The following is a 25,933-nucleotide window of genomic DNA, read 5'->3' as shown; positions in this document are numbered from 1 at the left end:
TCAGGAACTAGTACTTAGGGCCGGAGCGGGCAGGCACAAGGCGGGACATCAGGATGGGAGAATACCGGTGCTTGGCACCTGGCCTCCCGTCCTGATGTCCCGCCTTGCGCCTGCCCGCCCCGGCTTTGGTAAGAGCACGTATAAGGCATTATTTCCTGGTGACCCAGGCACGCACATTGGGAATCTGATATAGCACTGGAAATAGGAGGATGGCAAGAACGATACCTACTACGCCCTGTACGATGTTAAATATAACGCCGGCGGCAGAGGCTGTGAAGGCTGCGGCCAGGGCGCTTCCGCTGATGACGGCCAGCAGGGTTTCATAGAATAGATATCCGGCTGCCATGAACAGTTCTCCTGCTACTCCGCCGGTGATGATACCGGCGTAGCTGCTGCCGGTGCTTCCGCTTCGGATCGCGCGGATGCGCCGGAACAACAGTCCTGCGATGGCGGCTGTCAGTGCTTTGATGATCAGGGTGCCAAGCGCGAAGGACATGTAGCCGGAGAAGACGTCTGCCAGCATGGAGCCGATACCGGCCGCCAGGGCGCCTCCTACCGGACCAAGCACGATTCCGCATAATAATACCAGGCCATCACCCGGATGGATATAGCCGAATGTCGGTGTTGGAATTTTGATCACCATGGTAGCTGCACAGGTAAGGGCCGCCATCAGAGCGGCTACCACAAGTTTCTTTGTATCTTTCATTACTGATCGCCTCCTTTATGCTTTGCAGTATAAAACAATTCTGGCATTATTAAAATAACCAGTTATGGTAAATATGACCATGCCAGTTTTGGACGCCAAAAGTTGTTCGGGAGCACAGATGTGTTGCCTTTTTTATTTCAGTGTGTCCGGCAAAGCTGGCTAAAAAACAGCTGCTAAGCGATCATAGCAAAAAGCGATCAGAGCAAAAAATACCTGGTTGACGCATACCCTCATCGAGTCTATAGTTAGAGTAGAATATAAAATTCTGCGCAGCCCGGTCGGCGGGCATGGCAGTAACCCAAGTCAGGAGGGATGCTATGAAACCAAGTAAAAAAAGGAATCTGGCCACGACCGCAAAATCCCTGTTTGCCTCCGTTATCTGTTTTTTTCTCTACCGGGGAATGAAAGTCCTCTATAAGCTGGACTCCAGGGTGAAGGAGGAGATTGACAGCTGGCCGGTGGGCCGGACGATTGTGCTAAGCGCCTCCCACAATGGTCCCAAGCTGTGTATGAAGCGGGTGTCGTGGGGATTGGCCCGGTTAAAGGACGTGAGCGAGCCGGATATCTGCATGGCTTTTAAGAGTCTGGACGGTGCTTTTCTGGTATTTTCCGGACAGATCGGGACCACGGCGGCGTACGCCCAGCACCGGTTTATGGTCAAAGGGGATCTGTACGAGGTCATGTCCATCGTCCGGTGCATCGACCTGACGGAGAGTTATCTGTTTCCACCGGTTATGACCAGAAGAATCCTGCGCAGACTGCCGAAAAAGCAGGTCAGCAGTATTGCGGTGTATTGCCGCGCAATCTTAGGAATATAAGGGAGGGTAACTATGCTGCCAAAATATTATGAATTTCAGAATTCCACGAAAATCCTGTCCGGGCAGAAGGCGCTGGAAAATATCGCCTATGAGCTTGAGGGGCTGGAGGCCGGCAGGCCGATGGTGCTCTCCGACCAAGTGCTGGAGAAAATAGGAGCCCTGCAGAAGGTGCTGGACGCTATGTTAAGCCAGGGCAGCCGGCCGGCTGCCGTATTCACCGATATCCCGGCGGACTCCTCCGTGGAAGTGGTGAATGAGATTACGAAGCGGTACAAAGAGAACAACTGCGACAGCCTGGTCGCCATCGGAGGCGGTTCGGTCATGGATACGGCTAAGGGGACGGCGATCATGATCGCACACGGTGTGGATGACCTGTTAAAGCTTCAGGGATGCGAGTCCATGACCAGGGGAAAACATGTGCCGTTTATCACAGTGCCCACCACCTCGGGCACCGGTTCCGAGATGACAATGGTGGCTGTGATTAAAAATGAAAAGAAAGCGGTCAAGATGGAGTTTATCTCCAACCATATGCTGCCCGATGTAGCGGTGCTGGATCCCCGGATGACCGAGACCCTGCCGCCCAGAATCACGGCATCCACCGGCTTTGACGCGCTGTGCCATGCGATGGAGGCATACAGCTGCACGCAGAAGAATCCGCTGAGCGATGCGTATGCCACGGCGGCGATTACGATGGTGCGGGAGTATCTGGTCAAAGCGGTGACGGACGGGAAAGACCCGGAGGCGCGTCTTGCTATGGCAAATGCCTCCACCATGGCTGGAGCCGCATTTTCGAATTCCATGGTCGGAGCGGTGCACGGGATCGGCCATGCGCTGGGAGGAGTCTGTCATGTTCCCCATGGAGATGCGATGACGATACTGCTGCCCCATGTGATGAGATATAATCTGGGAAAACTGGATGAAGTCTACGGCGAACTGCTGTTATATCTGGCAGGCCCTGAGATCTATGCGCAGACCGCCAGGGAAGAGCGGGGGAAAGAGGCGATCCGGACGGTCCGGCGCCTGCAGAGGAAACTGAACCGCATCTGCGGCCTGCCGATGCGCCTTCAGGATGCCGGAGTAAATCCCGGGGATTTTGAGACGGTGGCAGTCACGGCGCTGCGAGACGGAGCAATGCTGGCAAACCCGGTGGCTGTGGATAAAGAGGATGTGATCCGGATACTGAAAAAAGCTTATTAACCGTCAGGAGGTGTCTGGCTAAATGGCATACCAGATAACAGAAGCCTGCATTGGCTGCGGCCTCTGCGCCCGCCTGTGCCCGGTGAGCGCGATTGCCGGTGCGGCAAAACACTTACATAAGATTGACCCAAGGCGGTGTGTGGAGTGCGGAGTCTGCGGCCGCGCCTGTCCGAAGGAAGCGATCCTGGATCAGGAGGGGGTTAAGGTATCCAAAGTTCCCAGGACCGAATGGAGGAAGCCCATCATTGACACGGCCAGGTGCAGCGCCTGTTCTATGTGCGTGCAGATCTGCAGGGCCCAGGCGCTGAAGATCTCTCCTCCTGCGTATAAAGGGGATATTCGGGTATTCGCGCAGCTGGCCAATGAAAAAGCCTGCGTCGGCTGCGGTCTGTGCGAACAGATCTGTCCGCTGCACGTGATCGGAATGGGAACTGCAAAGGAGGTGGGAGCGCTGTGAGATTACCGGTTTATGCGAAAATAGATCTGACCGGAAGAAAAGCCACCCGCTATCCGATCAATCAGGAGATGTTTGAAAAATATATCGGCGGAAAAATCATGGGTTCCAGGCTTTTATACGACTTGACATCTCCAGGCCTGGATCCTCTGGCGCCGGAGGCCATGCTGATCATTAATACCTGTCCGGCGAATGGAACCGGAGCGCCCTCTTCCAGCCGGTTTAATATGAGCTTCAAAAATGTGATGACCGGTGGCATAGCCACCTCCAACTGCGGAGGGACGTTCGGGATGATGTTAAAGAGAGCCGGTTATGACGGGCTCATTATCACAGGACGGGCGAAAAATCCCTGTTATCTCATGATGATCGACGGGGAAATCCATTTAAAATCTGCCAGGGAATTGTGGGGAATGGAGGCACAGGAGGTACAGAAACAATTTCCCCAGGAATACGGAAAACTGGTGATCGGACCCGCAGGCGAACATCTGGTGCGGTATGCCTGCGCGGTATCCGGCGAACGGGTGGCCGGGCGGTGCGGCGCAGGAGCTGTCATGGGATCGAAGAACCTAAAAGCCTGTGTGGCCTACGGAACGAAGGAACCCTATATCTATGACCGGGAAGGCTTTGATGAGTATGTGGAGAAATGGGTCCGCTTCCTGCAGCATCATCCGATGACCGGAGCGTCCCTTCCGAAATACGGCAGCGCCGGGCTGGTGAACAAAGCCAACGCCTCAGATGCGCTGCCCACGCGGAATTTCCAGAAAGGTTCTTATGAGCACGCGGATGAGATCAGCGGTGAGCGGCTGGCGGACACCAAGCTGGTGAAAAACAGCGGCTGTACCAGCTGCCCGGTGCGCTGCGAGCGGCGGGTGAAGGTTCACGATGTGGAAGTCAAAGGGCCGGAGTATGAGACGGTGGGCCTGTTTGGATCGAACATTGAAAATGCGGATCTGGATATCATCAATGAAGTAAATTATCTGGCGGATGAGCTGGGAATGGATACCATATCCCTGGGCGGGACCATTGCCTTTGCCATGGAATTAAAGGAACAGGGAATCGCGGATTTTGGTGTGGAATTCGGCCGCACCGACAACCTGACGGAAGTGATCCGCAAGATCGCTTATCGGGAAGGCATCTGCGATGAGCTGGCGAATGGTTCCAAATGGCTGGCAGAGCGCTATGGACATGAGGCGGCGGCGATCCATGCCAAAGGGCTGGAATTAGCTTCCTATGAACCCAGGCAGTCGGTTGGAATGGGCCTTGGCTATGCCACGTCGAACCGGGGCGGCTGCCATCTGAACGGAGGGTATCTGGCCCTGTTCGAGTCTGTGGGCGTGATCTCCGCGGACCCGCTGTCCACAAAGGGAAAACCGGAGCTGACCGTCATGCTGCAAAATACGATGGAGGCCGTATCCGGAGCTGGTTTCTGCCTGTTTACCGCTTACAGCATGATTCCGTCCTTTCTCTTCCGCCTGGGTCCTTCCCACTGGTTCACGAAGTTCTGCGGTAAAGCACTGCTGGCGGCCCGTGGGGTTCTGGGAATCATGTGGAAACTCATGCCCGGACTTCTTCCATTTAATTCCATGTATCTGCTGCCGCATGCCCAGACACTGAAACTGATTACCGGACTTCCGATGACAACCGGTAAGTTTATGCAGATCGGTGAGAGGGGATACAACCTGGAACGGATGTACAACTACCGGGAAGGTATGACCGCAAAAGATGACGCATTGCCGGAGCGGCTGACCAAGACACCGCAGGACAGTGATAACCCGGATACCGTGGTTAAGCTTAAGCAAATGCTTCCCCGCTACTATCAGGTACGGGGATGGGGGAAGGACGGTTATCCGGCGAAGCGGAAACGCAAGCAGCTGAAGTTGTACGATTGAGGGGGGGCGTGGGAAAATGGCGTATCTGAAGTATTACGGGGAACTGAGGGAATTGACCGGCGCGGAACAGGAGGTCTGTCCCGGGGAAGATATCAAAGAGTGTCTGAAGCATATTAAGACAGTTTATGGAAAAGAGGCATACGCCGAAGCGAAGAGAAGCCTTATTACCGTAAACGGCAAAGGGATTCTGAACACTGGAAATTACCGTACCAAGATTCAGGATCAGGACGAAATACGTTTTTTACCGCTGTGCGGAGGCGGTTAAGTAATCGACCTGTTCCACCAGATCTATATGTGCGAAAAGACGCACGTATCGGGGGGGAAAATGGATATCCAGCGGTATAACAGACAGGAGAAATTAAAATATCTGCAGGGAAGCGGACAGAAAAAACTGTTCGCAGCCTCCATCCTGCTGGTCGGGGCTGGGGGACTTGGCTGCTCGGTACTTCAAGGACTTGCCGGCGCGGGTATCGGGCGGATCGGGATCATGGATCATGACAGGATCACACTTAATAATCTGAACCGTCAATTTCTGTATACACCTGCGGACATCGGCAGATGGAAAACTGAGGTGGCCGCCGCATGGCTGGCCCGGTTTTCCCCTGGCATCCAGTCGGAAGTGTATACATATCGGCTGACCAGGGCAAACGCGGATCTGGCAGAAGAGTTCGATCTGGTCATCGCCGCGGTAGACAATCTGGAGACAAGGCTCCTTTTAAACGAAGCCTGTGTCCGCAGAAATATCCCATTGATCGACGGCGGTATCAATGGATGGGGCGGCTGTCTGTTCTATGTAAAGCAGGCCGGAGGTCCCTGTCTGGCCTGCCTCTATCCTCAGGCCATGGAAAATGATAGGGAGCCTGCCGCGTTCGGTACCATGGCTGGCATGATCGGGATGGCCCAGGCCCAGATGGCGGTGCTGGCACTGACCGGACATACCGAGGGATTCGAAGGGAAGTATATCTGGTTTGACGGCGTGAACATGGAATTTCATCATACGATAATTCAGCCGCAGAGCGGCTGCGTGGTCTGCGGAGGACATGCGCAAAAGCAGGCGGGGAACGAATCCAATTGAATATAAGCGGGGAATTCCCAAAGAAAATGATGTGGATAAACTTCAATAGACAGTCTCTTTGCCTTGAAAAGATGCTGCGTTGTACAATACCAGATGGCTATTTGTATTATGGCGAGACAAAAAGGCGTCTGTCAGTCACATTCGATACTGGGCTATGGAAAAAACGCAGGATATATCCAGGGAAATGTATCAATTTATGAAAGAAACTATACATATGGTGTGAAATGGTCAAAGAGCTGCAATACCTGTTCATTGAGAACATTCTTTTCTCGATGAAAAAATTGAATGGGGAATCGACCCACATGTGCAGGCTATGTTATTGGCCAGGTACATCAGAGGTTATCTGAATGAGTATCACTATTTTTGGGGGGAAGTAGATGATATGTATTCTCGTATTGATATCATATGATGTAGATACTGAAACTGCTGCAGGAAAAACTAGATACGAAGAGCTGCGAAGCAGTGTGTGAATTATGGACAACGTGTCCGGAATTCAGTATTTGAGTGGAGCATGGATGCTGTTAAGTGCAGACAAGTAAAGGCTTTACTAGAGAAAATTATTGATAAAAAGGTAGATAATTTGAAGGTTTTACTACTTGGGAGATAAGTACAAGAGTAAGGTGGAATATATAGGGGCAAAACCCAGATTTGATGGAACTGAGCCGTTGGTTTTTTAGTGCGAATGTGAAGTGAACATATAATCCACGGGACATTCGCACCTGAAATTTATTGTAAATTTATATAAATAAGTTAATTGAAGCTAAATAGTTAGGAAGTTTTTTGCTTGTTTTTGGTTATATTGGTTGAAATTAGATAAATTAGTGAAATAATTTTGTTTAGATTTGCTGTCGCTCTCCGCATGGAGGGCGTGGATTGAAATATCCTCCTTCTTGCTGTTTGGTTCGGCCGCAACTTGTCGCTCTCCGCATGGAGGGCGTGGATTGAAATCGTTTCGTTGTCCGGATCATCCCCATCACCTTGCGTCGCTCTCCGCATGGAGGGCGTGGATTGAAATCTGCGGCGGACGGATCTCTAACGATCAGTATTGGTCGCTCTCCGCATGGAGGGCGTGGATTGAAATCGGAAAAACCAACCGTGATTATCATGGATGAGTTGTCGCTCTCCGCATGGAGGGCGTGGATTGAAATCTTAACTATCTTTATTATACACTTATTTCGAGTGTGTCGCTCTCCGCATGGAGGGCGTGGATTGAAATATTTTATTCCTCTTTCTCCGACATTAAGCAGTCGGGTCGCTCTCCGCATGGAGGGCGTGGATTGAAATATGGCATCGGATGCATAATCCATGGTATAGATCGTCGCTCTCCGCATGGAGGGCGTGGATTGAAATCTCTGCCACATGTCCAGAATAACCAGCCTGTTAGTCGCTCTCCGCATGGAGAGCGTGGATGTAAAATAATGCACTAGTGATCTGAAGATTGCTGAGGAAAAGCGTTAAATTTTTCAAGACGCGATATCAAAAATGAAAATAAACAAAAGTAAAAGCGTATCAAAGAATGTAACAATTTTTGTGGAATCCAAAATTTGTTACATTTTTATTTTCAAAATCAACCTATAAAAATTATCCACCATACCATTTACGCCATGCATCGGCATCTTTTCCATAATGCTTTTCGAACAGTACCATGTTATAATAAAACAATCTTTTAAACCTAAAGCACCCCATAAAAGAACTTTCAGTCAACAAGACCATCAATAAGCATCAGCACAAGTTACCCTTATAAGTAAATGTAAGATTTTCGTAAGAAATATACCCGCGTGTTTGTAAGATATCCATATTATGATAGGATTGTTCTTAAGGAGGAGATCAGATGAACGGATGTGTACTGGTCGTAGACGACGACAAAGAGATAGTAAAAGCCATATCGATCCTGCTGGAAAAGGAAGGCTACACGGTTCAAAAAGCCTACGACGGCCTGGAAGCATTACAGAAGATCGCGGAATATCCGGTACAGTTGATATTAATCGATGTGATGATGCCGAAGTTAGACGGTCTGTCCGCTGTGATGAAGATACGGGAGAGAAAGAATCTGCCGATCATCGTCTTAAGTGCCAAGAGTGAGAATACGGATAAGGTCCTGGGTCTTTCCATGGGAGCCGATGATTATGTGACCAAACCGTACGATCCGCAGGAACTGGTGGCGCGGGTGCGCAGTCATCTGAGGAGGTATACAAGCCTGGGAGACATCAATGCTTCCGTGGTATCCAGTGAAATCTTCAATGGAAGGCTCAGCTACCGGACCGATGAGCGTGTATTATATGCGGATCAGGAACCGGTCAAGCTGACGGCCACAGAGACGAAGATCGTCGATCTGCTGATGCGGAATCTGGGCAGAGTATTTCCGGCCGAGGAGATCTACCGGAGAGTATGGGAAGAAGAGGCCTTCGCACCGGAAAATACGGTTATGGTCCATATCAGACGCATCCGGGAAAAAATCGAACTCAATCCAAAAGAACCAGAATATATAAAGGTGGTGTGGGGAATTGGCTACAAAATGGAAAAGCATCATTAGTTTTACCGCATTTTTTCTGGGGATAACCCTGTTACTGTCCGGTATCATAGATTCCGTCTATTTATTATCCTCCAGATCCTCATGGAAGGCGCAGATAACGGAAGCCTTTGAGGAAGATTATCAGAATACAGGAGAATTCCGCTGGCAGATGGCGGATTACCTGGAAAATTTTCTGGCGATGGCTACCGGCGGGCCTCTCTGGGGAAACGGTTATCGTGCGTATAACTATTACTCCGGTGCGGACACTTATTATGAAGACATCGCGCAGGCATATGCGGTCGAGAGCGGAACCGGCGATTGGAGCTGGAGCCTGAGTGAGGATTATCCGAATGAAGTTACCGAAGCGATCGGGGATTACAGCAGTGATTATGACGATTACGATGGTTACGAGTACGGTGTATATGGAAACGGTGATTACAGCTCCAAAGAGGAGAATAAGAAGAGAGCCGAGCAGTATCACAATGCGATCAAAGATGACAAAAATATCTTGTATCGGATCACCTATAACGACGGAACCGTTTACACGAACGCCGAGGGCACACAACTGGATGGCGCTGGTATGGCCGCGCCCAAAGACTACAACTTCCTGATGTACTTTGACGGCAATACAGTGAAGATGCGAAAAGACGGCAAAGAGATAGATGTGTACAAGGATGGTTACTACCGGGAGGACAGTGACTGGTACGTACCCGGTTATAAGAACTTTACTGTGGATGAGGAAACCCAGAAAGCTACCGTTACCATAGCCGCGGCCAAGTCGCCAAAGCTCTATATCAAAGGGGAGTATGCGAAAGACTCCTCCAGGCAGCTCTACAACCGACTGTACTGGATCGAATATAACCAGCGGCAGGAAAAGGGCCGATACATCGCATTAGCTGCCTCACTGGCGGTGGGAGTCCTCCTGATCGTTGTCTATCTTATCCTGCGTAAAGATAAGAAGCGGGCGGATCAGCGGATAGCCAAAATAACAGGAAAAATCTGGTATGAGGTAAAGCTTATCCTGCTGCTATTGGCTCTGGGACTCGTACTATTTCGTTCCGGCTATTGGTGGAGCGAAATCTTCATGAGAATCCGGTATGGAGAATTCTATACAGGCATGTTTCGGGAATTATTCCAGGAAATGTTTGCGTGGCCAGCCGGGCTGGTCGGACTGTTCTGGATTATCTATCTGTTTGTAAATGATAACAGATACAATCAAAAGGTATGGAAACAGAGTATCAGCGGACATATTGCGGGCGCGTTCCGTGCTGCGGACTTAAAACTTCCGTTTCAGAGGCGGGTTGTGCACCGGTGTATACCATTGATCGTTGTAGCGGCCGTGCTCATTTTACTGTCGGCTGCCAGTCTGTTGATCTTTTGCCTGGCCGGCGGATATGAGATCGTACCGCTTCTGATCCTGATGATTTTGGTGGTTCTGGGTGCTGTTTTGATGATCTATATGCAGATGTATTACATGAAGAAAAATGAACGGCTGATGCAGGATACGGGAACGCTCATCGATCAGATCAAGACTGTGCGCGACGGAGCGATCACCAGTGAACTGCAGGTTCAGCCGGACAGTGACCTGGCCGGGGCCGTGCAGGATCTGAATGATATCCGCAAAGGTATGGATACCGCGGTAAAAGAGCAGATCAAGAGCGAACGCATGAAAGTGGAACTGGTGTCCAATGTATCCCACGACATCAAGACCCCGCTGACCTCCATCATCAGCTATGTGGAGCTTCTCAAACAGGAAGAAGGGCTGCCGGATTACATCAGAGATTATGTACAGATCCTGGACAGCAAATCTCAGAAATTAAAAGAAATGGTGCAGGATGTCTTTGAAGTGAGCAAAGCGGCCTCCGGGCAGCTGCCGGTAGAGATCGAAGCGCTGGATCTGGGCAAGCTGCTCCGCCAAACCCTGGCAGACATGTCTGAACGGATTGCCGGCAGTAAGGTCCAGATAAAGACCGATATCCCGGAAGAAGAGATCCTGATCATGGCGGATGGGCAGCGCCTGTACCGGGTGTTCCAGAACCTGCTGCAAAATGCACTGCGGTATTCCCTGGACGGTTCCCGCATATACGTGAACCTGAAAACAGACGGTTCGGTCGCGGTGGCAAGTGTGAAAAATACGTCCGCTTCGGAGATCCCTGCCGACGTAAATTTTACGGAACGTTTTACAAGGGGCGACTCAAGCCGGACAGACGGCGGCAGCGGTCTGGGCCTGTCGATCGCGAAGAGCTTTACGGAGGCCTGCGGAGGCAGGATGACTGTGGAGACTATCGCAGACCTGTTCGTGGTCACTGTGGAATTCCCGCAGATCCACACACCGCTGACAACCAGAAGGATATAGAGAAAGATACAAATACGCCTGACATAGCATCTCAGGGGAAAACTGCGGATGACAGTATATTATTGGAACCATATGCAGATGTGCGCGGTATCGGAGAAACCATAACTTTAAAACCAGGAGAATATAATACAAAAGATATCAATACTTACTGGTTTAACACCCGATGGTGATTTCCAGGAATGTCCGCCCCAGGCACTGGGGACACCTGTAAGTTACCGTACCACCGCGGAAACCTATCAAGGGGGGAATATTCTTATAGCTATGATGCGATAGGCGGCCACAGCTGGGCTATCCCCTATGGAACAGGAATATTAGCACTGGGATGGCAGATCAATCCTTTGCTTACAGGAACCCGGATGATAACACTCATGAGAGAGACCGCATACGAAAATGCGGCCGGTGACCTCTTCATAGACCCATCTGCCTTTATAGATGCAGTACGCTCCACATTATAGTAGATATTTTTCAAAGATCCCAGGGATCTGTCTAAAAGTCCGGCGCCTCCGTTTCCGCGCCGGACTTTGCTCATATTATCCTGCGAGATTTGTCTAAAGATGTTAAAAACTTTAGGTTGGAAATAAAAGGAGATTCAGGTATAATGGGTGTGGATAAAAAAGGTGGATGAGTATCAGTGACATATGAAGAGGCAGTGTCTTATCTTTTAGATATACCGAAATTTACGAAGAAAAATGACTTAAACCATACGAGGAGACTCCTTCAGAATCTGGGCAATCCTGGGCATCAGATGAAGATCATACACGTGGCGGGGACGAATGGAAAGGGATCAGTCTGCGCCTATGTTAATTCTGTATTACGGACGGCGGGATATTCCGTGGGAATGTTTACGTCACCCCATCTGGAATGCGTAAATGAGCGGTTTCAGATAAACGGTAAGAATGTGGAAAATGAGCAGCTGGTTCATGCATTTGAGCGAGTGGACCGGGCGGTGTCGGTTATGCAGCGGGAGGGAATGCCGCATCCGACTTTTTTCGAGTATTTATTTGCCATGGCTATGGTAATGTTTGAAGAGAACCATGTGGAGTATGGGGTGCTGGAGACAGGGCTGGGCGGCAGACTGGACGCGACCAACGCCATCAAAGATCCGGCGGTGACAGTGATTACCTCCATCAGCCTGGACCATATGGAGTGGCTGGGCAGCACGATTGAAGAGATTGCGGCGGAAAAGGCCGGAATCATCAAAGCAGGAGTTCCCGTGGTCTATGACGCGGCTAAGGACGCAGTGAACCGCGTGGTGGAACGGCAGGCCGTGAAGATGGGAGCGCCAACGCGGCCGGTACATGATGAAATTATAACAAAATTATTAAATACTGACAAAACCGTTGATTTTTCTTATTGCAGTCGTTATTATGGATGTATTGGAATGACCGTGCACAGTGCGGCGGCCTATCAGGTCCGAAATGCAGTTTTGGCATTACAGGCGCTGGAGGTGTTAGATACCGGGCACGAGATCAGCCGGGAGGCGATGCAGCAGGGTATTTCCAATATGAGATGGCCGGGGCGTATGGAGGAGGTCCTTCCGGATGTGTATCTGGACGGTGCACATAACGTGGATGGTATCTGCGGATTTGCAGAGACCGTAAGGGTATTCCAGGAGCGCGGGCCGAAAGTTCTGTTGTTTTCTGCGGTAAAGGAAAAACAATATCCGCAAATGATCCAGACCATTATTGAAGCAGATTTATTTGATAGTTATGTGATAACCCAATTAAGCAGCGGCCGTGGTGTGCCATCCGATGAGTTAAAACGTATCTTTGAGGAACGGACATCAAAGAAGGTGACGGCTGTACCGGATATGGAACAGGCGTTTCAGACAGCTATAGAGCGAACAGGCGATGGTATGCTGTTTTGCGCCGGGTCTTTGTATCTGGTTGGTGAATTGAAAGAAGTAATAAGGAGGCGGTACAATGCTGAACTTTGAAGAAGAATTGAAGAAATTTCATCCGAGCCTGGAGGTTGAGGAAGCGGAAGAGGCGATCCGCAATCAGGATCTGACGGATATGACCGATATTTTGAAGGAAATGCTTAAGGAATCGAGAAACAAAGAACGATAGTGCAGAATGATTTTCAGACATTTGAACGGCGACATTTGAATATGTGGAAATATGACATGCACGCAGCGCGGAAGAGTAGGTGAAACAGTATGAGATGCTTATATTGCGGCAGCACCCTGTCCGATGTGGATTACTGCACGAACTGCGGGGCTGATGTATCAGTATATAAAAAGATAATACGATTGTCCAATGCGTTATACAACGACGGACTGGAAAAGGCGAAGGTGCGGGATCTGTCCGGTGCTGTGACCAGTCTGAATCTGGCATTAAAATATAATAAAAATCATGTGCAGGCCAGGAACCTGCTGGGGTTGATCTACTATGAGATGGGTGAGGCTGTGGCCGCCTTAAGCCAGTGGGTCATCAGCAAAAATATTCAGTCCAAAAAGAATCCGGCGGATTATTTTCTGAACGATCTGCAGGAGAATCAGGGCCGACTGGAAACCATGAACACCACCATCAAGAAGTTTAACCAGGCGCTTTTGTACTGTGAGCAGAGCAGTGACGATCTGGCGGTAATCCAGCTGAAAAAAGTGCTGTCCATGAATCCGAAACTGGTCAAAGCGTATCAGCTGCTGGCGCTGTGTTACATGAAGAATGAAGATTACGGCAGAGCGGAGAGTATGCTGCGAAGAGCCGGTAAAATAGACCGTGCCAATACCTTGACCTTACATCTGGTCAAAGAGCTGAATGCATTCAAAGGAGTAAATCCAAAACCGGAGGAGCCGAAGAATGAGGATTCGGTAGCCTACCGCAGTGGAAATGAGACGATTATACAGCCGAAGACGTTTAAGGATAATTCCGGCATGTCGACGGTGATTAATATCATAATCGGATTGCTGGTGGGAGCGGCGCTTATGTGGTTCCTGGTCCTTCCGGCCCGTATGCAGGCGGAGAAGGGCAACAGCAATCAGTCGGAGATCGAATTTAACGAACAGCTGTCCACCAAGAATGCCAACATTAAACAGCTGGAAACCGATCTGGCCGCGGCGAAGTCCAATGAGGAAGAAGCAAAGCAGCAGGCGCAGGCACAGGATGTGAAAGTGACCAGCTATGAACAGCTGCTGGCCGCATATGCGGCCTACAGTGCACAAGATACCGTGACCGCTGCGGATGCGCTTCAAAAAGTAGATGCCGCGTCCCTTTCCGGGGATGCCAAAACACTCTACGACGCGATCCAGACAGATGTGAACACCAAGGCTGCCGAGGAGCTGTATACCACCGGCTATGACGCATACAAAAAAGGTGATTTCGCTGCGTCTATTCAGGATCTTGGGCAGGCCGTAGAATTAAACGCAGATGTCCACAACGGGGATGCTTTGTTCTATCTGGCGCGGGCTTATGACCGTTCCGGGGATCAGGCCAATGCAGATAAGTTTTACCAGCAGGTATATGACAAGTACCCGAACACCAATAAGGCGCGGCAGTCCGCAAGTTATATGAGCACGCCGCCGGTGGAAGGGGCGAATGCCGGTGGTGAAAATGCAGCCGGGAATGCGGCTGGAAGCAATCAGACGAATGATAACACGGATCAGCAGCTTCCACAGGACACAGGGGAGGAGCTGCCGGATAATACACAGGAATGAGAAAGGGCGTGGGTTGCCACGCTCTTTTTGTGCATTTTTTCACAGTTTAAGGACGGTTGATACCGAAAGCGGCAATTTAAGACAGGAGGGAATACAGATGTCACCATTGTTTCAACTGGATAATACCAGCCTGATTATCCACGTTCCGACAGAACTGGATCATCATAATGCAGAAGAGATTCGAAAGGGTGCGGATAATATGATGGAAAAGCGGAATATCAGGAGTATCGTATTTGATTTTTCTAACACGAACTTTATGGACAGCTCCGGGATTGGCGTCATCATGGGACGCTACAAGAACCTGAATTTTACCGGAGGAAAGGTTCTGGCCGTATCGGTAAGCCCCAGAATCCGGCGGATTCTCACCTTATCCGGCATACACAAGATAATCGATATCTATGACGACTTTCCACAGGAAACCAAAACATTATAAAGGGGGAGCACCATGAAGGAGAGTAATGAAATGAAATTAGAATTCGACAGCAGGTCGTCAAACGAAGGATTCGCCAGGGTCGCGGTCGCGGCGTTTTTAACCCAGCTGAATCCCACTTTGGAAGAAGTGGCGGATGTAAAGACGGCGGTATCGGAAGCAGTCACCAATGCGATCATCCATGGATACGGCAATGAGATACATAAAATCACCATAAACTGCACGACCTGTGAGGACGAACTCTGTCTGGAGGTCATCGATCAGGGCAGAGGCATCCCGGATGTGGAAAAAGCCATGGAGCCGTTATTTACCACCGCTCCGGAGCAGGAGCGTTCCGGCATGGGATTTTCATTTATGGAGGCTTTTATGGATGAACTGAAAGTAGAGTCCGAAGTGGGAAAGGGAACCAAGGTTTCCATGAAAAAGAAAATCGGACGCAGGGACAGCGAATATGAGGAAGAGTAAAGGGATGAATTCATGGAGCATACGATCGCTTTAATTGTCAAATCACACGAAGGGGATAAAGAAGCGAGAGATAGGCTTGTGGAAGAAAACATTGGATTGGTGTGGAGTATCGTCCGCAGATTCCAGGGACGGGGCCATGAGATGGAGGACCTGTTCCAGATCGGCAGTATCGGGCTGATCAAGGCAATCGACAAATTCGATATCAGTTACGATGTAAAGTTTTCAACCTATGCGGTTCCGATGATTACCGGAGAGATCAAAAGATTCTTAAGAGACGACGGAATGATCAAAGTGAGCAGATCTTTAAAGGAAACAGCCAACAAAGCGCGAAGGTGCCGGGAAATGCTCAACCATAAGATCGGCCGGGAGCCGACCCTGGAAGAGATCTCCGCAGAGATCGGCGCCAGCCAGGAAGAAATCGTTATGGCGCTGGATTCCGGCGTGGAGGTGGAGTCCCTCTATAAAACCATCTATCAGGGGGACGGCAGTGATATCTATCTGATCGATAAGCTGGAGGAGGAGACCAGCCAGAACGATGCGGTATTGAATCAGCTGGTGCTGGAGCAGTTATTGGATTCCCTGACGGAAAAGGAACGGGAAATCATCCTCATGCGTTATTATGAGGACAAGACCCAGACGCAGGTGGCGGAGAAGATCGGGATCTCACAGGTTCAGGTATCCAGGCTGGAAAAGAAGATCTTGCAGAAACTGCGGGACAAGCTTTAATAATGGTAGAGGAAAGGGGACATGTCCATTTCAGTCTGGGACATGTCCAACTTAAGATGGACATGTCCCAAACCGGAATGGACATGTCCCCTTATTTGCTTTAAAATGTCCCAAAATTCTCGGATAAATTTTGACTATTATTCTTAATTGACAGATAAATATACATATGATACTATTTATAACATCATAGGAGAAATAAAATAGGTTTGCAGAAGATCGAAGTATTATTTTACGATGAGGTGTGGTATGGATTACTATTTTGGGGTGGATGTCGGAGGAACGAATATTAAGCTGGGGATGTTCTCGGAGAGTGGTCGAATGCTGGAGAACTGGGAGATCCCAACACGCGGCAGAAATTATACAGAGGTTGGGAAGAATGATATTATGCAGAATATTGCAGGAGAAATTTTGTATATTCTGGAAGAGAGATGTATTTCCCGCACCAAGGTCAGGGGAGTTGGAATAGGGGTGCCGGGACCAGTACTGGATAATGGTTATGTCGAATCCTGCGTGAATCTCGGCTTGACCGATATAAATCCTTCCCTGGTACTCTCCGAGCTGCTTGGAGGGATCCCAGTCACAGTAGGAAACGATGCAAATGTAGCGGCGCTTGGAGAGATGTGGAGAGGCGGCGGTATCGGCTACCAAAGTCTGGTTCTGGTCACGCTGGGAACCGGAGTGGGCAGCGGGGTAATATTGGATGGGAAAATTGTATACGGTGCGAAAGGCCTGGGTGGAGAGATTGGCCATATCATGGTAAATCCAAATGAAACGGATATTTGTAACTGCGGCGGCCGTGGGTGTCTGGATCAGATGGCTTCCGCCACTGGAATCGTCCGGAATGCAGGTAAGATATTGAAGGATACCAGTCTGCCGTCAGTCCTGAGGGGCATGGAAGGTTTTACTGCAAGGGACGTGGTGGATGCGGCGAAAGCAGGGGACCCCGCCGCACTGGTTACACTGGATTACTGTATGCAGTTCCTTGGTAAATGTCTGGCGGCCGTCAGCTATGTAGTGGACCCTCAGGTATTTGTCATAGGCGGAGGCGTTTCGGCAGCGGGAGATTTTCTGATACGGATCATACAGGAACACTATGAAAAACACGCGATTTTAAAAAAGGAAAAAGCAAAAATTGTCTTGGCTGTTATGGGAAATGATGCGGGTTATTACGGCGCGGCCAGAATGGCTATGGACAAAAAGGAGGAGCGACATGCATTTCTTGCCAGAACAGACGGAATATACTGTGATACCGCCGCCATTCATGGAAGCGGCTCCGGAACCAATTGATCTTACCGATGATACCATGAAGCTCCACAAGCACAGGGTGCTGGAGCAGATGAAACTCCAGGAGCTGGATGTCCTTCTGATTTATGCAGACCGGGAACACGGGACTAACTTTGGATATCTGACTGGTTTTGAACCAAGGTTTGAGGAGGCAGTATTGATTTTACACAGGGACGGCAGCGCATGGCTGATGTTGGGAAATGAATCCCTGCGCATGGCGGACTACAGCAGGATTCCGGTGAAAGCCCTTCATGTCCCGTATTTTTCTTTACCCAACCAGCCTATGGATCCGGGAATGTCCGTTTCCGAAGCGCTGGAAGCGGCCAGCGTAAGGGAAGGTATGCGGGCTGGAATTGCGGGGTGGAAGATGTTCACAGCCCCCGGACTGGATAACCGTAAAATCTATGAGGTACCTTATTACATAACAGACGCGCTTATCCGCAAAGTGGGAGGAAGTAAAGCTGTAATCAATGCCACCGGACTGTTTATCGATCCGGCAAACGGAGTCAGGACGACAGTCGGCGCCAATGAGATCGCCCATTATGAATATGGCGCTTCCCAGGCATCCTCCTGTGTGATGAAGATGCTGGATGAGATCCGGGAGGGGGCCCGGGAGACTGATCTGGCGGAGTATCTGGCGGTTCAGGGCCAGCCGGTCAGCGTTCAGACGATCTGTGCAGCCGGGGAGCGATTTACCAACGCGGTTGTGGCTCCCAGACCCAAAAAGCTTTGTAGAGGTGAGCGCTTTACTACAACAATGGGACTGCGGGGCGGACTGACCAGCCGCTGCGGGTATGTGGTAAAGACGGAACAGGAATTACCGGAACCGGCTTTCGATTATCTTGAGAGAGTGGTTAAGCCCTATTATGCGGCGGCGGCAGCCTGGTATGCAGCGATCGGGGTCGGCGTTACCGGAGGGCAAATGTACCGGACGGTCGAACAGGCGGCTCCCCCTGAAAAATACGGATGGACTTTAAATCCAGGGCATCTGACTGCGGGAGAGGAATGGATGTCATCCCCCATTTTCCGGGATTCTGAAATTAGGCTGCGAAGCGGCATGATGCTTCAGATGGATATCATTTTCAGTATACCAGGCTGCGGGGGAGCAAATGCGGAAGATGGTATCGTGCTGGCAAATGAGCAGCTTCGCCAGGAACTGATGAGAGATTATCCCAAGGTGTACAGCCGGATGCAAAAACGCCGGGAATACATGATGAATATTTTGAATATCCCGCTGAAGCCGGAGGTACTCCCGATGGCTGGCAGTGAAGGATACTTGCGTCCTTTCTTATTAAATCGGGAAAAAGGGATGAGAATAAAAGATCAATTTTAACCAAATTAATAACATCACTGGAATAATAAATTTCCTAATTTCACGATCATGAAGGTATTTTTGCCTGGAGCTACACTCAGAGTAGAGAACATATCCTTATCGGAACACCGATAGAACACTAACGCATTAAGCAGCGGAAATGGAGGGATGAAAACAGAAACGGCAGTGAAAAGGATCTGATAGGAAAAGTGTAGGTTATACAGGTACAACAACAAAGAAAGAGAAGGAGAAGGGAGAAAGACAATGAAGAAGAGAACAAAGAGAATCACAGCATTATTGATGGTGGCAATGATTGGGGTCCAGTTAACCGGTTGCGCTTCCAACAGCGGCAGCGGCACCGCTCCGGCAGATGCGGCGGCAGAGCCGGCTGCTACTGCGTCGTCTGAAAAGGCGGAACCGCAGGATACACCGAAAGCGGCGGAAGCGGCGGATAAGGATGCAGCTTCCTCCGGGGACGGTTTCTACATTGAATGGGCAGGACAGCAGTATGGATTGTCTGCGGATGAAATCAAGCAGGTCAAAGACATGGGACTACGTTTTGCAATCGAGGTACCCACGGAATCGGATTTTGGATATGGACAGATTAGAGGATTTAAGGATACCTGCGAGGCTCTGGGAATCGAAACGGTAGGGGAGGCATACTGCGAATTGGATCCGGCAGTCCAGCAGTCCAATATGGAAAATTTTATCTCCATGGGTGTGGATGCGATCGTGTGCCAGGCACAGGAATCCAAGATTGCGGCCAAGAACTTCGACCCGGTGGTACAAGCCGGAATCAAACTAGCATTTACGGGTTCCGTCCCGGATGGTTACACCGCGGGAAAAGAATATGTGACTATGGTGTCCGATGAATTCGCAGAAGAAGGCAGAATGGCCGCCGAAATGCTGGCGGATTCCATCGGGGGAAAAGGAGATGTACTGGCAATAACCATCAGCAGCGTGAACTATGTATCCAATACCCGCGACGGTGCGTTTGTGGATGCGATCAAAAATGATTATCCGGATATCAACCTGGCGGAAGAAGCCGGTATTGAGCTGGCCAGTGACGCAGGCCCGGCGATCAGCGCGATGCTGACCAGACATCCGGATGCCAAAGGTGTATTTGTCACATTTTCCGCACCGGCGTTAGAAGTGCTGGAAGTAGTAAAAAGCCTGAATATGCAGGATTTCAACATTGTGACCATCGATCTGGATACCATTTGCTGCCTGGATATGATTAACGGCGGATATATTTCTGGTATTGTCTGTGATTCGGCCTATTACTATGCCTCCGCAGCAGCCATCGCGCTGGCCAAATCATATCTGGGGCAGGAGGTTCCGGCAGAACTGGCAGGTCCTGGGAAGAAGGTGACACCGGAGAACATGGAAGAAATGTGGAAATGGTCCTTTGGGGATGAACTGCCCGAAGTATTAAAAGATGCGTTGACGGAAAAAGGGATAGGCGCATAAAAGCACAGCGGCATACGCAATCGGGAATGGAGCTGCAGCTTATCTGCAGTCAATGGATAGGCTGCGTTTCCTTTCCTCATACAGAACAGCCCGAAGGAAGGGAGAGAAAATGGCTAACTATGTGTTGGAAATGAAGGATATCTGTATGTCCTTTAATGGGGTTTTTGTCCTGCAGGATATTGATTTCAATTTGAAACCAGGTGAAATCAGAGGACTGATCGGGAAAAATGGGGCCGGAAAGAGTACTTTGCTGAAAATCATTCAGGGGATCTATAAGCCGGTCAGCGGCGATATAAAAATCTTCGGAGAGGAAATTCATAACAGTTACAGAAAGGCATCCGATTCCGTAGGGATGATTTTCCAGGAGTTCAGCCTGGTATCTGAGATGACGGTGCTGGAAAATATTTATCTGAACAGTGAGATTAAAACTTATGGGATCATAAATGAAAAAGAGAGCGCGAAACGGGTACTTGATTTTTTTAGGGAATATGATATCCATATTGATATTTATAAGAGAATTAAAGAGCTGAGTTCTTCGGATATGCAGATGATAGAGATCTGTAAAGCCGTTCTGAAAAATAAAAAGATCATCCTTATGGATGAGCCTACCGCCGCACTGGATGGAAAGCAGTGTGAAAAGCTGTTCACCATGATACAGAGGCTGAAAGAGAATAAAATTTCTGTTGTACTGATTACCCATCATTTAAAAGAAATTATACAAAACTGTGACAGTGTAACTGTGATCAGGGATGGCTATCTGACACTGGACGCGCAGATTCAGGATGCCTCCATGGATACCATTATCAGTGCCATGCTCGGCGAGGAAAGCAATGCGCTGCAGAAAAAGCGCAGTGTAGTCCATATAGATAAAACTACCCCGCTTCTGGAGGTAAAAGGGATCACGACCAGGAGAATCAAAACCCCCCTGTCCTTTAAACTGTATGAAGGGGAAGTGCTGGGACTGGCGGGACTTAAGGGCAGCGGACGTACAGAACTGTTCCAGGCCCTGTTCGGGGTGGAGCCCATCACCGGGGGGCAGATCCAGATCCTCGGTAAGCCGGTGAGGATCCGGCATCCCAGCGAAGCGGTGGAGGCTGGATTTTTCCTGATTCCTGAGAGCAGACAGATTCAGGGGCTGTCCGTCGATCACTCCGTCCGATTTAATATGGAATTGTCCTGGCTGAATAAAATGAAGAGGCATTTTCTGCTGGACGACAAGAAAGGTAACGAGGTTGCCCAAACCTATATCGGGCGGATGCAGATCAAGACCCAGAACCTGGACACCATCGTGCGCAGCCTGTCCGGCGGAAACCAGCAGAAGGTGGTAATCGCCAAGGCGCTGGCCACAAACCCAAAGATCATTCTCATGGACGATCCCACCTTTGGTGTGGATGTACATGCGAAGGCGGAGATTATGCAGATCATCGATGAATTTAAACAGACCGGCGGAGCAGTGATCCTGGCTTCATCCGAGACCGAGGAGGTCAATCAGAACTGCAATCGGATTCTAATTCTGAAAAACCAGGAGATTACAGGGGAACTGCTGAATGAAGATTTTGAGACTATTACGCAGGACGAGCTGACAGCCGCAATACAGTGAGAAAGTGGGGATGACTTTTGGAGACAAAACGGAGAATGAAAATTAAACTCAATGAAATGATTGTATTTATCGCATTTATTGGTCTGTTCCTTATATTCAGCGTGACACTTCACAATGTGGGGGTTGGGTTCGCACATATCAGTAATCTGATGAATATCTTGCGGCAGACATGCCTAATTGCCATTATGGCCGTGGGAATGACTTTCGTGCTGGCCGCTGCACTGATCGATCTGTCGATCGGACCGATCGTGGGTGTGGCTTCCTTGGTGTGTGCCCTCCTGGTGGAGTCCTATGGGATTGCAGCAGGGGTGGCAGGGGCGCTCCTCTATGGCTGCCTGGCCGGGGCTGCCAACGGTGTGCTGATCGCTTACCTGAATATGCCGCCGTTTATCGCGACCCTTGGTACACAGACAGTGTGGATGGGGATCGCCAGAACGATGACGAATCTAAAGGCGGTGCCGATTACCAACCAAACGTTTCTGGATATCTTCGGCGGCGGGAATCTGGGTGTGATTCCTTCCGTATTTATCTGGATGATTATCATTTTTGCGGCCGGCTATATCGTGATGAAAAAGACAGCCTTTGGCCGCAGGACCCTGGCAGTGGGAGGTAATCCCAACGCTGCCTTCTATTCCGGCGTGAAGATTAAAAAAGTTCAGATGCAGGTTATGATGATCTGCGGAGTCCTGGCAGCGCTGGCGGGTATCCTCTGGAGCGGCAGGTTTGGCGGCGGCAGATATACCCTGGGAGAAGATGCCGGAACCAGCGTGATTGCGGCCTCCGTTCTTGGAGGGACATCCATGTTTGGTGGAAAGGCGTCCATACCAGGTGCGATCGTGGGTGCGATTATGATCGGAATGATTGACAATGCTCTTGTAATGTACGGCCTGAGCGTTCATCAGCAGATGATCGTCAGAGGGCTGGTGATTATCGTGGCGGTTGCGCTGAGCTCCACACAGGAGAAGAGTGTGAAATAAAGCATCTGTAGGTATGAGATAAACGGTGTGCCGGTAAATATAGCAGACAATCATTGTTGGTAAATAACTAGTGTGGCGGCACGCCAGATCCATATGATTAACAAACGGAGGAAAATTTAAAATGGGGAAAGAGACATTACTTACTTATATAGAAGAAAGGAAAGAAAATCTGATCGGGCTCACTCAGAATATGATCCGTTCGCGCCCGGTCAATCCGGTCTATGCAGCGGATCACGGCTACAACGAGGCCGGCTGCGAAAAGATTATTCTGGAACAGTTACAGGATCTGGGGATGGAGATCTATTCCTTCGATGTGGATCTGAATGAACTGGAACCTTACCGTGAAAAACCTGGTTTTATAACCGGTTACACGGACCAGATCGATTTTAGCAGCCGACCAAACATAGTGGCTAAGTTGCCGGGGACAGATCCGGATCATGCCAAATCCATTCTGCTGATCGGACACTGCGATGTGGTAGCGGCGGACGATCTGGAGGAGTGGGAGTATCCGCCATTTGACGCCCGGATAGAGGAAGGAGTATTGCATGGGCGCGGCGTTGTAGATATGCTGGGCGGCCTGGCCGGTATGGTGATGGCGGTCAAAGCTATGGTGGAGACCGGTGAAAAACCCAGAGGGGATATCTGGCTGGCCAGTGCCGTGTGTGAAGAGTCTGGCGGAACGGGGTGTCTTGCGATTGCCGACTGGCTGAAGAAAAAAGGCGTACAGATCGATGCAGGTATTATGGGAGAACCCACAGATCTGGAGATCAGCCTGCTGTGCAGGAATATTCAGTGGGGCGATATTACGATCTACGGTAAAACCGGACATTTGGAGGTATCTCAGCCGCACTGGTCCGAAGGCGGAGTCGTGGATGCCATCGAGAAGGCCAGATATATCATGGACCAGATCGACAATCTGAACAAAGAATGGGCGCTGCGGCCAGACAAAAACCATCCGCTTTTAAAAGAATCCTGTCAAGTCAAGGTGGCCATGATCGAAGGCGGGCATCACCGGTCCAGTTTTCCCGCCACCTGTAAACTTTCTTACAATATCCAGGTATTGCCCCAGGAGACAAACGAGGATGGTCTGGGAGTCAGTACCCGAAGAGAATTCGAAGACTTCATGAAAAGAATCAGCGATGCTGACCCCTGGCTTGCCCAAAATCCCCCGAGGGTGGAGTGGGTCTGCGAGGCTGACTGCTCGGAAGTGCCAGCAGATCATCCATTCGTTAAGGTATTCCGGGAAAGCGCGAGGCAGATCCGGCCGGAAACGATCCTCAACGGTTCCGGCTTCCATACGGACACAGGATGGCTGATGAGAGTTCCGGGGATACCGGTGGTCAATTATGGCCCCGGGAATCCGGCACTGGCCCACAGAACCAACGAGGAATGTAAAGTCGAGGACATTGTAATCTGCTGCAAGGGGGTAGCCGCCGTATGTTTTGACTGGTGCAATTCAGATAAGACAGAATCCTGAACGAAGTTGAACCATATGATTGAGCTTCCCCTGATTTTGTTGTAGAATGAAAGAAAATCGGAAAAGATACTATGTAGGAGCAGGATCATATTGAAAAAGCGAACGGTTCAGAATCAAAGTAATATAAAAATGAATAACTGCAAGCTGGTTTTAAACATTATCCGTGATAATCAGGACGCTCTGATCTCCAGGGCAGACATTGTAAAGATAACGAAAATGAGCCCTACCAGCATCACACGAATAGCGGATCAGCTTATGGAGTTCGGTCTGGTACAGCAGGCAGAATCCGTGGTGAATGGCAGTGTAGGGCGAAATGGAATCCGGCTAAAAGTCATCGATGATGCGATTCTGACAGCCGGAATATCCATCGATTCCGATTACATCAATATCTGTATCCTGAATTTCAGAGATCTTATCACCGCAGGCAAACAGATTAAATTGAGAAAAAGGCCGTATCAGCCGGAAGAAATCGTGAAGATTGCCCACGCGGCCTTTGTGGAATTATGCCTGGAATCCGGGTATGAGATAAAGAAAATTATGGCCGTCGGTATTTCATGTATAGGTAATGTAGATTATGAAACCGGTACGATTTATTTTGCTCCTCAGTTTCAGTGGGAAAATGTCGAGATTGGAAGGCTGGCAGAGGAACTGTTTGACCAGCCGGTATTCGTCGATAATGATATGAAAGCTTCTCTGGTGGGCTTGGCGCACAGGCATAGGGACATCAAACATGAGGATGTCACCTATCTGTCCATCGGTACCGGAGTCGGTTCCGCGGTCATGTATGGCGGAGCTTTGGTCCGGGGCAGTAACAATGCGGCAGGAGAAGTAGGGCATGTCATTCTGGAATCCAGCGGCCGGCACTGTGACTGCGGCCAGACGGGCTGCGTCCAGACCTATCTGACGAAGAACAGCCTCATCGAACAGTGCCAGGAAGAAGGACATCTGATTACAGAGGTAGAACAGATCTACGATTCTTTCCGCGCCAGGGAGGAGTGGGCAGTCAGCTTTGTAGACCGCCAGGCGAGGCATCTGGCCATGCTTCTTAGAAACCTGGTCTATATGTACAATACAAGATACATTCTGGTGGGAGGCGCGATCATATCCGACTTCCCGGAGTTCTTCCATCTGGCCAGTGAGAAGATGAGAGAGCTTATGCATGAGAATTTATTTGCCGGTCTGACTCTTGAGCTGGTAAAAGAAAAAAACAACAGCACCACAGGAGCTGCATTTATGGCTCAGGAATATTATATCGAATCACTGCTTTTCGAAGAAGAGCAGAACTGACAAAAGGGGACATGTCCAAATTGATTTGGGACATGTCCATTTCAGTCTGGGACATGTCCAACTTAAGATGGACATGTCCCAAACCGGAATGGACATGTCCCCTTTTGAATTTTTTACATATTTTTATAAAATCCTGCCATACTACATTTAGAATATCGAAAAAAGCAAATGAATGGTAAAGGAAGTGGATAAAAATGATAAACCGGACGAAATTCAGAGTATTTCTTCTTTCTCTTGTATTAA

Annotated in this window: 22 protein-coding genes, 1 pseudogene and 1 CRISPR repeat array; of the genes and pseudogenes, 22 read left to right on the top strand and 1 reads right to left on the bottom strand. The window is 49.7% G+C overall.

All coding sequences use genetic code 11. The features are described from left to right. Positions 1–148: 148 nt before the first annotated feature. Positions 149–706: an ECF transporter S component gene (locus KTH90_RS08485; RefSeq protein ID WP_158350233.1), complete on the bottom strand. Its 558-nt coding sequence runs from the start codon at positions 704–706 to the stop codon at positions 149–151. Between the two features lie 317 nt (positions 707–1,023). Between KTH90_RS08485 and KTH90_RS08480 the strand changes: the two genes are divergently transcribed. From KTH90_RS08480 to KTH90_RS08375, 22 genes and pseudogenes are all read left to right on the top strand, one after another. Next, on the top strand, positions 1,024–1,524 hold the full coding sequence (locus KTH90_RS08480; RefSeq protein ID WP_158350231.1) for a hypothetical protein: 501 nt from the start codon (positions 1,024–1,026) through the stop codon (positions 1,522–1,524). A 12-nt stretch (positions 1,525–1,536) separates the two neighbouring features. Next, positions 1,537–2,721 (top strand): iron-containing alcohol dehydrogenase, encoded by a 1,185-nt coding sequence (locus tag KTH90_RS08475; RefSeq protein WP_158350229.1) that lies wholly within the window; start codon positions 1,537–1,539, stop codon positions 2,719–2,721. 22 nt (positions 2,722–2,743) lie between these two features. After that, on the top strand, positions 2,744–3,178 hold the full coding sequence (locus KTH90_RS08470; RefSeq protein ID WP_158350227.1) for a 4Fe-4S binding protein: 435 nt from the start codon (positions 2,744–2,746) through the stop codon (positions 3,176–3,178). Then, positions 3,175–5,064 (top strand): aldehyde ferredoxin oxidoreductase family protein, encoded by a 1,890-nt coding sequence (locus KTH90_RS08465; protein WP_158350226.1) that lies wholly within the window; start codon positions 3,175–3,177, stop codon positions 5,062–5,064. The genes KTH90_RS08470 and KTH90_RS08465 overlap by 4 nt, the downstream gene beginning before the upstream one ends. 16 nt (positions 5,065–5,080) lie before the next feature. Further along, positions 5,081–5,329, top strand: coding sequence for a MoaD/ThiS family protein (locus tag KTH90_RS08460; protein ID WP_158350224.1), 249 nt, complete (start codon positions 5,081–5,083; stop codon positions 5,327–5,329). A 60-nt stretch (positions 5,330–5,389) separates the two neighbouring features. Further along, positions 5,390–6,139 (top strand): HesA/MoeB/ThiF family protein, encoded by a 750-nt coding sequence (locus KTH90_RS08455; protein WP_238726626.1) that lies wholly within the window; start codon positions 5,390–5,392, stop codon positions 6,137–6,139. 386 nt (positions 6,140–6,525) lie between these two features. Further along, positions 6,526–6,816, top strand: a pseudogene (gene cas2 / locus KTH90_RS25305) (CRISPR-associated endonuclease Cas2). Between the two features lie 170 nt (positions 6,817–6,986). Beyond that, a CRISPR array of direct repeats spans positions 6,987–7,556; the repeat unit is 34 nt; unit sequence GTCGCTCTCCGCATGGAGGGCGTGGATTGAAATC. Positions 7,557–7,970: 414 nt separating this feature from the next. Further along, positions 7,971–8,672, top strand: coding sequence for a response regulator transcription factor (locus KTH90_RS08445; protein WP_158350220.1), 702 nt, complete (start codon positions 7,971–7,973; stop codon positions 8,670–8,672). Continuing rightward, positions 8,644–11,007: a sensor histidine kinase gene (locus tag KTH90_RS08440; RefSeq protein ID WP_158350218.1), complete on the top strand. Its 2,364-nt coding sequence runs from the start codon at positions 8,644–8,646 to the stop codon at positions 11,005–11,007. Before KTH90_RS08445 ends, KTH90_RS08440 begins: the two co-directional genes overlap by 29 nt. 631 nt (positions 11,008–11,638) lie before the next feature. Next, positions 11,639–12,943, top strand: a complete 1,305-nt coding sequence (locus KTH90_RS08435) for a bifunctional folylpolyglutamate synthase/dihydrofolate synthase (RefSeq protein ID WP_158350216.1) — start codon at positions 11,639–11,641, stop codon at positions 12,941–12,943. After that, positions 12,930–13,076, top strand: a complete 147-nt coding sequence (locus KTH90_RS08430; protein WP_238726625.1) for a hypothetical protein — start codon at positions 12,930–12,932, stop codon at positions 13,074–13,076. Before KTH90_RS08435 ends, KTH90_RS08430 begins: the two co-directional genes overlap by 14 nt. Positions 13,077–13,165: 89 nt before the next feature. Further along, positions 13,166–14,662 carry a tetratricopeptide repeat protein gene (locus tag KTH90_RS08425; protein WP_158350214.1) on the top strand — a complete coding sequence of 499 codons (1,497 nt, stop codon included), beginning with the start codon at positions 13,166–13,168 and terminating at the stop codon, positions 14,660–14,662. A 97-nt stretch (positions 14,663–14,759) separates the two neighbouring features. Further along, positions 14,760–15,095 (top strand): anti-sigma F factor antagonist, encoded by a 336-nt coding sequence (spoIIAA, locus tag KTH90_RS08420; protein WP_158350212.1) that lies wholly within the window; start codon positions 14,760–14,762, stop codon positions 15,093–15,095. A gap of 12 nt (positions 15,096–15,107) precedes the next feature. Continuing rightward, positions 15,108–15,557, top strand: a complete 450-nt coding sequence (gene spoIIAB, locus KTH90_RS08415) for an anti-sigma F factor (protein WP_158350210.1) — start codon at positions 15,108–15,110, stop codon at positions 15,555–15,557. Positions 15,558–15,569: 12 nt separating this feature from the next. Further along, a complete protein-coding gene (gene sigF, locus KTH90_RS08410) occupies positions 15,570–16,283 on the top strand; it encodes an RNA polymerase sporulation sigma factor SigF (protein WP_158346443.1) in 714 nt (237 codons plus the stop codon). A gap of 246 nt (positions 16,284–16,529) precedes the next feature. After that, positions 16,530–17,570 carry an ROK family glucokinase gene (locus KTH90_RS08405; RefSeq protein ID WP_158350208.1) on the top strand — a complete coding sequence of 347 codons (1,041 nt, stop codon included), beginning with the start codon at positions 16,530–16,532 and terminating at the stop codon, positions 17,568–17,570. Beyond that, complete coding sequence (locus KTH90_RS08400) at positions 17,494–18,900, top strand: M24 family metallopeptidase (RefSeq protein ID WP_158350206.1); 1,407 nt, start codon at positions 17,494–17,496, stop codon at positions 18,898–18,900. The genes KTH90_RS08405 and KTH90_RS08400 overlap by 77 nt, the downstream gene beginning before the upstream one ends. A 243-nt stretch (positions 18,901–19,143) precedes the next feature. Then, positions 19,144–20,349 (top strand): substrate-binding domain-containing protein, encoded by a 1,206-nt coding sequence (locus tag KTH90_RS08395; protein WP_158350204.1) that lies wholly within the window; start codon positions 19,144–19,146, stop codon positions 20,347–20,349. 109 nt (positions 20,350–20,458) lie between these two features. Next, a complete protein-coding gene (locus KTH90_RS08390; protein ID WP_238726624.1) occupies positions 20,459–21,949 on the top strand; it encodes a sugar ABC transporter ATP-binding protein in 1,491 nt (496 codons plus the stop codon). Between the two features lie 35 nt (positions 21,950–21,984). Next, the gene (locus tag KTH90_RS08385; protein WP_158350200.1) at positions 21,985–22,926 is read left to right on the top strand and encodes an ABC transporter permease; all 942 of its coding nucleotides are present in this window, start codon (positions 21,985–21,987) and stop codon (positions 22,924–22,926) included. A gap of 121 nt (positions 22,927–23,047) precedes the next feature. Then, on the top strand, positions 23,048–24,403 hold the full coding sequence (locus tag KTH90_RS08380) for a M20 family metallopeptidase (RefSeq protein ID WP_158350198.1): 1,356 nt from the start codon (positions 23,048–23,050) through the stop codon (positions 24,401–24,403). A 90-nt stretch (positions 24,404–24,493) separates the two neighbouring features. Beyond that, entirely contained in the window at positions 24,494–25,690 is a 1,197-nt protein-coding gene (locus KTH90_RS08375) for an ROK family protein (protein ID WP_158350196.1), read from the top strand. Positions 25,691–25,933 lie beyond the last annotated feature (243 nt).

The sequence above is a fragment of the Diplocloster modestus genome (genome assembly GCF_019042245.1).
Taxonomy (GTDB): domain Bacteria; phylum Bacillota; class Clostridia; order Lachnospirales; family Lachnospiraceae; genus Diplocloster; species Diplocloster modestus.
Note: the sequence above shows the minus strand (reverse complement) of the source record. Positions and strands in the feature narration are given on the sequence as shown.

Excerpts from the sequence above, each read along its gene's own strand:
- spoIIAB (WP_158350210.1), top strand. The coding sequence starts at position 15,108 with ATGAAGGAGAGTAATGAAATGAAATTAGAATTCGACAGCAGGTCGTCA.
- KTH90_RS08385 (WP_158350200.1), top strand. The coding sequence starts at position 21,985 with ATGAAAATTAAACTCAATGAAATGATTGTATTTATCGCATTTATTGGT.
- KTH90_RS08480 (WP_158350231.1), top strand. The coding sequence starts at position 1,024 with ATGAAACCAAGTAAAAAAAGGAATCTGGCCACGACCGCAAAATCCCTG.
- KTH90_RS08475 (WP_158350229.1), top strand. The coding sequence starts at position 1,537 with ATGCTGCCAAAATATTATGAATTTCAGAATTCCACGAAAATCCTGTCC.
- KTH90_RS08430 (WP_238726625.1), top strand. The coding sequence starts at position 12,930 with ATGCTGAACTTTGAAGAAGAATTGAAGAAATTTCATCCGAGCCTGGAG.
- KTH90_RS08405 (WP_158350208.1), top strand. The coding sequence starts at position 16,530 with ATGGATTACTATTTTGGGGTGGATGTCGGAGGAACGAATATTAAGCTG.
- KTH90_RS08455 (WP_238726626.1), top strand. The coding sequence starts at position 5,390 with ATGGATATCCAGCGGTATAACAGACAGGAGAAATTAAAATATCTGCAG.
- KTH90_RS08485 (WP_158350233.1), bottom strand. The coding sequence starts at position 706 with ATGAAAGATACAAAGAAACTTGTGGTAGCCGCTCTGATGGCGGCCCTT.
- spoIIAA (WP_158350212.1), top strand. The coding sequence starts at position 14,760 with ATGTCACCATTGTTTCAACTGGATAATACCAGCCTGATTATCCACGTT.
- KTH90_RS08400 (WP_158350206.1), top strand. The coding sequence starts at position 17,494 with ATGCATTTCTTGCCAGAACAGACGGAATATACTGTGATACCGCCGCCA.
- KTH90_RS08445 (WP_158350220.1), top strand. The coding sequence starts at position 7,971 with ATGAACGGATGTGTACTGGTCGTAGACGACGACAAAGAGATAGTAAAA.
- KTH90_RS08390 (WP_238726624.1), top strand. The coding sequence starts at position 20,459 with ATGGCTAACTATGTGTTGGAAATGAAGGATATCTGTATGTCCTTTAAT.
- KTH90_RS08460 (WP_158350224.1), top strand. The coding sequence starts at position 5,081 with ATGGCGTATCTGAAGTATTACGGGGAACTGAGGGAATTGACCGGCGCG.
- KTH90_RS08425 (WP_158350214.1), top strand. The coding sequence starts at position 13,166 with ATGAGATGCTTATATTGCGGCAGCACCCTGTCCGATGTGGATTACTGC.
- KTH90_RS08470 (WP_158350227.1), top strand. The coding sequence starts at position 2,744 with ATGGCATACCAGATAACAGAAGCCTGCATTGGCTGCGGCCTCTGCGCC.
- KTH90_RS08395 (WP_158350204.1), top strand. The coding sequence starts at position 19,144 with ATGAAGAAGAGAACAAAGAGAATCACAGCATTATTGATGGTGGCAATG.
- KTH90_RS08380 (WP_158350198.1), top strand. The coding sequence starts at position 23,048 with ATGGGGAAAGAGACATTACTTACTTATATAGAAGAAAGGAAAGAAAAT.
- sigF (WP_158346443.1), top strand. The coding sequence starts at position 15,570 with ATGGAGCATACGATCGCTTTAATTGTCAAATCACACGAAGGGGATAAA.